Source organism: Bacillus sp. GMa5/1 (assembly GCF_050172015.1).
Lineage (GTDB): Bacteria > Bacillota > Bacilli > Bacillales > Bacillaceae_G > Bacillus_A > Bacillus_A cereus.
In genome coordinates this window covers 1-5,987 of record NZ_JBNLYC010000217.1, presented here as the reverse complement: position 1 = coordinate 5,987, position 5,987 = coordinate 1, and the positions used below count along the sequence as shown (strand labels likewise).

Sequence of the window (5,987 nt, the reverse complement as noted above, 5' to 3'; positions counted from 1 at the left end):
AAATATATTTAGAAGGAGAGCGTTATGCAGAAAGAAAAATCAAAAATTATAGGTAATTTAATTATGGGGGCAATACAGTGAACTTTATAAAAATGAATAAAAAAGAAATCATTATGCTAATAATCTTTACACTGTTTGTACCATTTCAAATTGGCTTGTACATACTATTTGGCATATCACTTTTAGCTAATGTCAATTTAGTTGAATCAGAATTTGTTCTTAGTGCCATCGGTTTTACTGTACCTGCTATTGTAGGAATCATTTGCTTTAGGAAAGAAATTATTGAAAGTTTTACTTATTTTAAAGAGAAGACAATTTTGAAAATAGTAAGTATTCCTATGGTAGTTTTATTTACGTTAATTGTGGAACAATGTGTTATGCATTTTCTAGCAACTGGTCAACCAGAGAACCAAGAGCAGCTCCTTGAAACGGGTGCAGAGGTACCTCTTGTATTTACATTGCTTGTATTTGGTATTCTGGGTCCAACACTTGAAGAAATTGTGTTTCGCCACATATTAATAAATCGTTTTTCTTACCATATTGGTACTGCTATTGCATCTATCATTTCGATTATGATTTTTACACTTCTTCATACGAACCAACTTGCGGATATTGCTATTTATTTACCTGGATCGTTGATACTTACTGCGGCTTATCTTATTTCTAAAAGATCCATTGCATATGTTATAGCGATACACATGTTAAACAATTGCCTTGCTTTCATTCTGTAAGAAACTAGACTTGTTTCTGATGCCAAAAATATTCTATGTTTCTATCAAGCATTTTTGGCACCAGAACTACTTTTTCTATGACATAAGAAAGCTAATCAAAAATTATAAAATATTAGGAGAGTGTCAGTCATGATTGTAACAACAACTTCTGGAATTCAAGGTAAAGAGATTATTGAGTATATTGATATTGTAAATGGTGAAGCTATTATGGGTGCAAATATTGTCCGCGATGTATTCGCTTCCGTTCGTGATGTTGTCGGTGGCCGTGTTGGTGCTTATGAAAGTAAACTAAAAGACGCTCGTGATATTGCAATGGGCGAAATGAAAGAACTTGCAAAAGAAAAAGGTGCGAACGCTATCGTTGGTATTGACGTAGATTACGAAGTTGTTCGTGATGGAATGTTAATGGTTGCTGTCAGTGGTACAGCTGTACGTATATAAGTAAATAAAAAAACGGTTCCTCTTGGAATTTATACTTTGAGGGGAAATCCTGATTCTGTTGCAGATTTTAAAGAATAAAACGAGAAATAATCAACTTTTTTATTTCTCGTTTTATCTACATATTTATTTTTGGAAAAACAATCTAACTCCAAATACTAATAATACGGCGCCTGTAATACCCTCTATTGTACGGTTCACTCTTTCTTTTCTTAAAAAAGTTCTTAATTGACGTATGAGTGAGATGTAAAGTAAATACCATATTGCTGTCAAAGTCGTAAATGTGACTCCTAATAAAAGAAATTGGAGGAAATGATTTTGATTACTCACAATAAATTGGGGTAAAAAACTAAGGAAAAATACAGCGGTTTTTGGATTTAAAATTGCCGTAGTAAATCCTTGTCTAAAGCTTTTAATTGCCCCAATATCCTTAGAGTCCATTTCTGCTGAACCTGACATATCTTCTTTTTTATGTAAGGCACTTTTAATTGACTTTACAGCTAAATAAATTAAATAAACAGCCCCAGCATATTTTATAAATGTAAATAACATAGCAAATTTCATTAAGATAGCAGAAAGTCCTAACGTAGCCATTATTGTATGAATCATCATTCCAGATATCGTTCCTAAAACAGTCTTTATCCCGCCATTTTTACCATGCGAGATAGTATTTTTTGTAACTAGTGCAAAACCAGGACCAGGCATGATTATGATTAACATTGCTGTAAGGATAAATAATAGATAATTTTCCATGTTGTAGTATTTCCTCTCCAATTTTTAGTTTTGCTTACAGTATAGCTTTTTTCATTAAAACATTACATATAAAAGACTTGATCAGAAATTTATTTAGGTTATTCGTATCAATTTGATTAACTATTACCCAATAGCCACATTGATAAAACACATGACAAACTTATATATAATTGCAAGCTCAACTCTCACAAAAAAACAGGATGAAAAATAAACAGCAGAACTAGTCCACTGTTTACTTTGCCACACCTTCATGTAATTTGTCTGTATAATCTTTTACATCTTTCCAGCTATCTTTCGCTGTATGTAAATCTTCTTTTATAAACGTAAACTCTTCCGGACTAATTCCTTTTACGTTTTGTAGTAAATTATTATATTTTGCACCTACTGTATACCATTGATTTGATATGTTTTGTAGTGCTGTAATTGCTGCATCAATTGTTTCTGTCATGTTTGTTGTTTTATTTTTTACATCAGTCAAAATTACGACTTCTGCTTGTGCTCCTGAAATTCTATCTTTTAAATTGGCGATTTCTCTTTCTGCATTTGCGATATCTTTTTTCGCAACCGCAATCATCGGCCCGCCAGCAAGACATGTTATTAGAGCTACGCAAAGTACGCCACCAGCAATGACCATATCATTACTCTTTTTAATCGAATCGTTATATGTATTTATTTGTTGCTCTAGAGCTGGAATACCAGCATTCGTACTTGCCAATATCGCTGTTAACTGATTTGTATCCTCTTTGAAACTATTTGTATCTTTCGCCATTCTATCGCGAAAAGCTTTCAAATTTCCTAATAATCCATCTACCTCATTTTGATTCTTCACAATATCCGCATACAACTTTTCTAAATCTGCTTTTAATTTTCCGCTATCCTTTTGATCAATCGCTATTAACATGTCATTATAATACGATTGAAAAGTATTATTGTAATTTATAATATTTTGATCTGTTTTCATAATTTGAGGCTTCATATTATTTAACCAATATGCTGCATTAATTTTTGCATCTCTTTGATGCTGAATCATATTCCCTTTAAATTCACTATTAATCGAACTTATTTTACTTAAATCCGTCTCTTGTTGATTTTGAATTAATTTTGCATATGAATCCATTGCAAATATACTTGATGTCGTTTGTGCCATTACATCTTGGAATCCTGCTGGTCCAAGAGAATAGTTTTTCACATTTTCTTGTAGCACCTTTACATTTTGTTCTGCTGCAAAAGGATGTAAAGGAAATGCGTTACTCGTTGCCACCCCAGCAATCATTACCGCTAAAAGACATTTTTTATAAAATCTTTTCTGCATATTTTTCACCTATTCTCTTTATAAGGATATCAAAAGCTCCTGCTCACAACTGAACAGGAGCTTCAAATCATTCATCAACACTTAACGCTCTAACGATTCGTATTCAATTATGCTTTTTTCGTGTCTACTACTTTAATATCTTCAGCATAAATCTTTTCTGCATAGTCTTTAATGTTTTTCCAGCTATCTTTCGCAATGTTTAAATCTTCTTTAATGAAAACAAGATCGTTTGGACTAATTGAATCCACATTTTGAAGTAAAGAATTGTATTTCGATCCCATTGTATACCATTGGTTTGAAATGTTTTGCAACGCTGTAATTGCAGTATCAATCGTATTTGTTAAATACTCAGTTTGTGTTTTAATGTTCGTTAACCCAGCTACTTCTAATTGAGCAGTTGTAATTTGTCCAGTTATTTTTTGAATTTCAGCTTGTGCATTGTCAAGTTCTTTCTTCGCTAATACGATACCAGCTGTACCACCGCCTACAGCTGCTGCACCACCTGCAATTAATGCGACTCCTAGCGGTGTTCCTGCGCCCGTAGCAATAACTACTGCACCACCAATAATTGCAATTGGTCCTAGAGCTGTCGCAACAGATGAACCGATAATAATTGCATTATATTTACTAATTGCCTCATTGTACGTTGTAATTTGATTTTGTAGAAGCGGAATTCCTGCATCTTGACTAGCTAATATAGATGTAATTTGATTTGCATCACCCTTGAAGTTTTGCGTATCCGACGTCATTTTATTTCGGAATTTTTTCAAGTCTTCTACTAACTGATCCACTTGCGCTTTATTTTCATTAATACTACTTGATAATCTAGTTAGGCCTTTCGTAAGAGTCGCTTTATCTTTTGCATCTACCGCAGCAACTAAAGTATCATAATAGTTTTGGAATTTTGTATTGTAGTTAATGATGTTTTGATTCGTTGAAATAAGCTGTGGCTTTAATACATCTAACCATTGCTTCGCATTTCCTCTAGCTGTATCTTGGTGCTGAATCACTTTTCCTTTTAAAGCTGCATCAACAGTCGATACATTTCCAAAGTTAACATTACCTTGTTTAATAATTGTTAAAGCATACAGATCCATTACTAAAGCATTTGAACCTGTTCTTTCCATTGCATCTTTCAAGCCTTCTGGTCCTAATGAATATTCTTCATAGTCATTATAAGCTTTTGCTACCGCATGAACTGGAGCTTGCTTCACTGTACTTTCAGCTGCATACGTATGAGCCGGCATAATATTTCCTGCTGCAAATACTGCCATAAGTGCTGATAGAGCCATTACTTTATATGGTTTTTTTGTCATTTTTCTTCTCTCCCTATATCGCTAATTATTTTTCTATTTAATGTACTTCAACGTTTGTAACGTAATCTTCAAATTGATTTGTTTGCTTATTCATTTCATCACTTACTTTTTTAATTTGATTAAAATGTTTTTGAAGTAAACTACTGTCTGTATACGTGCCTTCTTCAACATTTGTTTGAATTTGAATCATATTATTATTTAAAACTTTCCAATCCGTTAATAACGTTTCTAAAGTTGTAATTTGACGATCAATTAATTCTGTAAAGCTATTTACTTGATCTTCAACGAATGTAATTTGAGTCGCCTCTGCTTCAGTTTGTGATAACTTTTGAATAAGTGGCAATAACTCTTTTTGCTTTTGCTGAATGCGAAAAGCTGCTTCTCTCGTTTGACTATCTGCAGCATTTACAATTTCATTACTTAAAGTACCGATAGAAACAAAATCGATTGTTTTCGTTTGTGCAGTTTGATTTGTGATTGTAAATACTTGTTTACCGATATTAATAGAACCTTTAATGATTTCTTGAGGTCTATTCAAAATAGTAGTTAGTTCAGCTTGAATTTCCCCTTGAATTCTTTTAATATCTTCTCTTAATTTCACAATATCTCCACTTGATCCTTGCAGTGTTTTTATTGCTTCATCGGCTTTAATTGATAAGTTGTTACTATCTTTGTCTAATACTGTTTTAAATCGATTTAACTCTAATAAATCTTGCTCCATACTCTCTTGGATGCTCTGTACTTGCAATTGTAATTTTCCATATGCACTCATAAAATCTGTTTTTGCTTGCTGATCTTCATTTACATTTCCTGCTAGTTCATAGAGCTTACTATAATAACTATTGAATCTAGTGCTGTATCTCATCATCTCTTGATTTAAGTCAATTAGCTTCGGATTATATTCATCAATCCACTCTCGTACATTCGCCTTTGCAAACTTTTGATGATTCGTTAAGCTACTCATCGCATTTACCTTAATGTCTGGCTGTTGCAAAATAATTAATCCGTATGCTTGAATAAGCGGTGATTGTGATCCTAACATTCTAATTGAATTGGATAATGTATTTGGAGCAATTACATTTTGCGCATATACTGTTTTCACTTCCGTTTGCCCCTCCTTAGCGTAAGCGCTTACAGGAATGAAGCAACTCGTAGATACCGCTGTAACCAATAACCCTGTAATTAAAGTCTTTTTCACTTTAACTCCTCCTATGTATTAGCAACTATTACTATCGCATTTTATTATTCTATTTTCTTGCCCATAATTTGAGATGGTTAAAATAGAGAACGTTCTCAACGTGATCTATGTATGAACCACCTCTCTCGTATTGCTACAGTACTTACTTATCGTCACAAAACATTTCAATATTTTTCATATGTGTTTAGTATGAATAATATTGTATAAATTTTCTATTTCATCGAAATTCCCACATTCAC

6 protein-coding genes are annotated in these 5,987 nt (G+C 32.8%); 2 read left to right on the top strand and 4 right to left on the bottom strand.

The window, feature by feature from the left end; all coding sequences use genetic code 11:
- Positions 1–77 precede the first annotated feature (77 nt).
- Together ACQGSG_RS25755 and ACQGSG_RS25750 are read left to right on the top strand one after the other, a co-directional pair.
- Positions 78–731: a CPBP family intramembrane glutamic endopeptidase gene (locus ACQGSG_RS25755; RefSeq protein ID WP_001009295.1), complete on the top strand. Its 654-nt coding sequence runs from the start codon at positions 78–80 to the stop codon at positions 729–731.
- Between the two features lie 129 nt (positions 732–860).
- Entirely contained in the window at positions 861–1,172 is a 312-nt protein-coding gene (locus tag ACQGSG_RS25750) for a heavy metal-binding domain-containing protein (protein ID WP_000637518.1), read from the top strand.
- 123 nt (positions 1,173–1,295) lie between these two features.
- Here ACQGSG_RS25750 and ACQGSG_RS25745 read toward each other — a convergent pair whose 3' ends face one another.
- The 4 genes from ACQGSG_RS25745 to nheA all read right to left on the bottom strand — a co-directional run bounded on the left by ACQGSG_RS25745 (position 1,296) and on the right by nheA (position 5,748).
- Entirely contained in the window at positions 1,296–1,922 is a 627-nt protein-coding gene (locus ACQGSG_RS25745; RefSeq protein ID WP_000432987.1) for a LysE family translocator, read from the bottom strand.
- A gap of 232 nt (positions 1,923–2,154) precedes the next feature.
- On the bottom strand, positions 2,155–3,234 hold the full coding sequence (gene nheC, locus ACQGSG_RS25740; RefSeq protein WP_098869867.1) for a non-hemolytic enterotoxin NHE subunit C: 1,080 nt from the start codon (positions 3,232–3,234) through the stop codon (positions 2,155–2,157).
- Positions 3,235–3,341: 107 nt separating this feature from the next.
- Entirely contained in the window at positions 3,342–4,550 is a 1,209-nt protein-coding gene (nheB, locus tag ACQGSG_RS25735; protein ID WP_000162975.1) for a non-hemolytic enterotoxin NHE subunit B, read from the bottom strand.
- Positions 4,551–4,587: 37 nt separating this feature from the next.
- Positions 4,588–5,748 carry a non-hemolytic enterotoxin NHE subunit A gene (nheA, locus tag ACQGSG_RS25730; protein WP_000751832.1) on the bottom strand — a complete coding sequence of 387 codons (1,161 nt, stop codon included), beginning with the start codon at positions 5,746–5,748 and terminating at the stop codon, positions 4,588–4,590.
- Between the last annotated feature and the right edge of the window lie 239 nt (positions 5,749–5,987).

Excerpts from the sequence above, each read along its gene's own strand:
- ACQGSG_RS25750 (WP_000637518.1), top strand. The coding sequence starts at position 861 with ATGATTGTAACAACAACTTCTGGAATTCAAGGTAAAGAGATTATTGAG.
- ACQGSG_RS25745 (WP_000432987.1), bottom strand. The coding sequence starts at position 1,922 with ATGGAAAATTATCTATTATTTATCCTTACAGCAATGTTAATCATAATC.
- nheC (WP_098869867.1), bottom strand. The coding sequence starts at position 3,234 with ATGCAGAAAAGATTTTATAAAAAATGTCTTTTAGCGGTAATGATTGCT.
- nheB (WP_000162975.1), bottom strand. The coding sequence starts at position 4,550 with ATGACAAAAAAACCATATAAAGTAATGGCTCTATCAGCACTTATGGCA.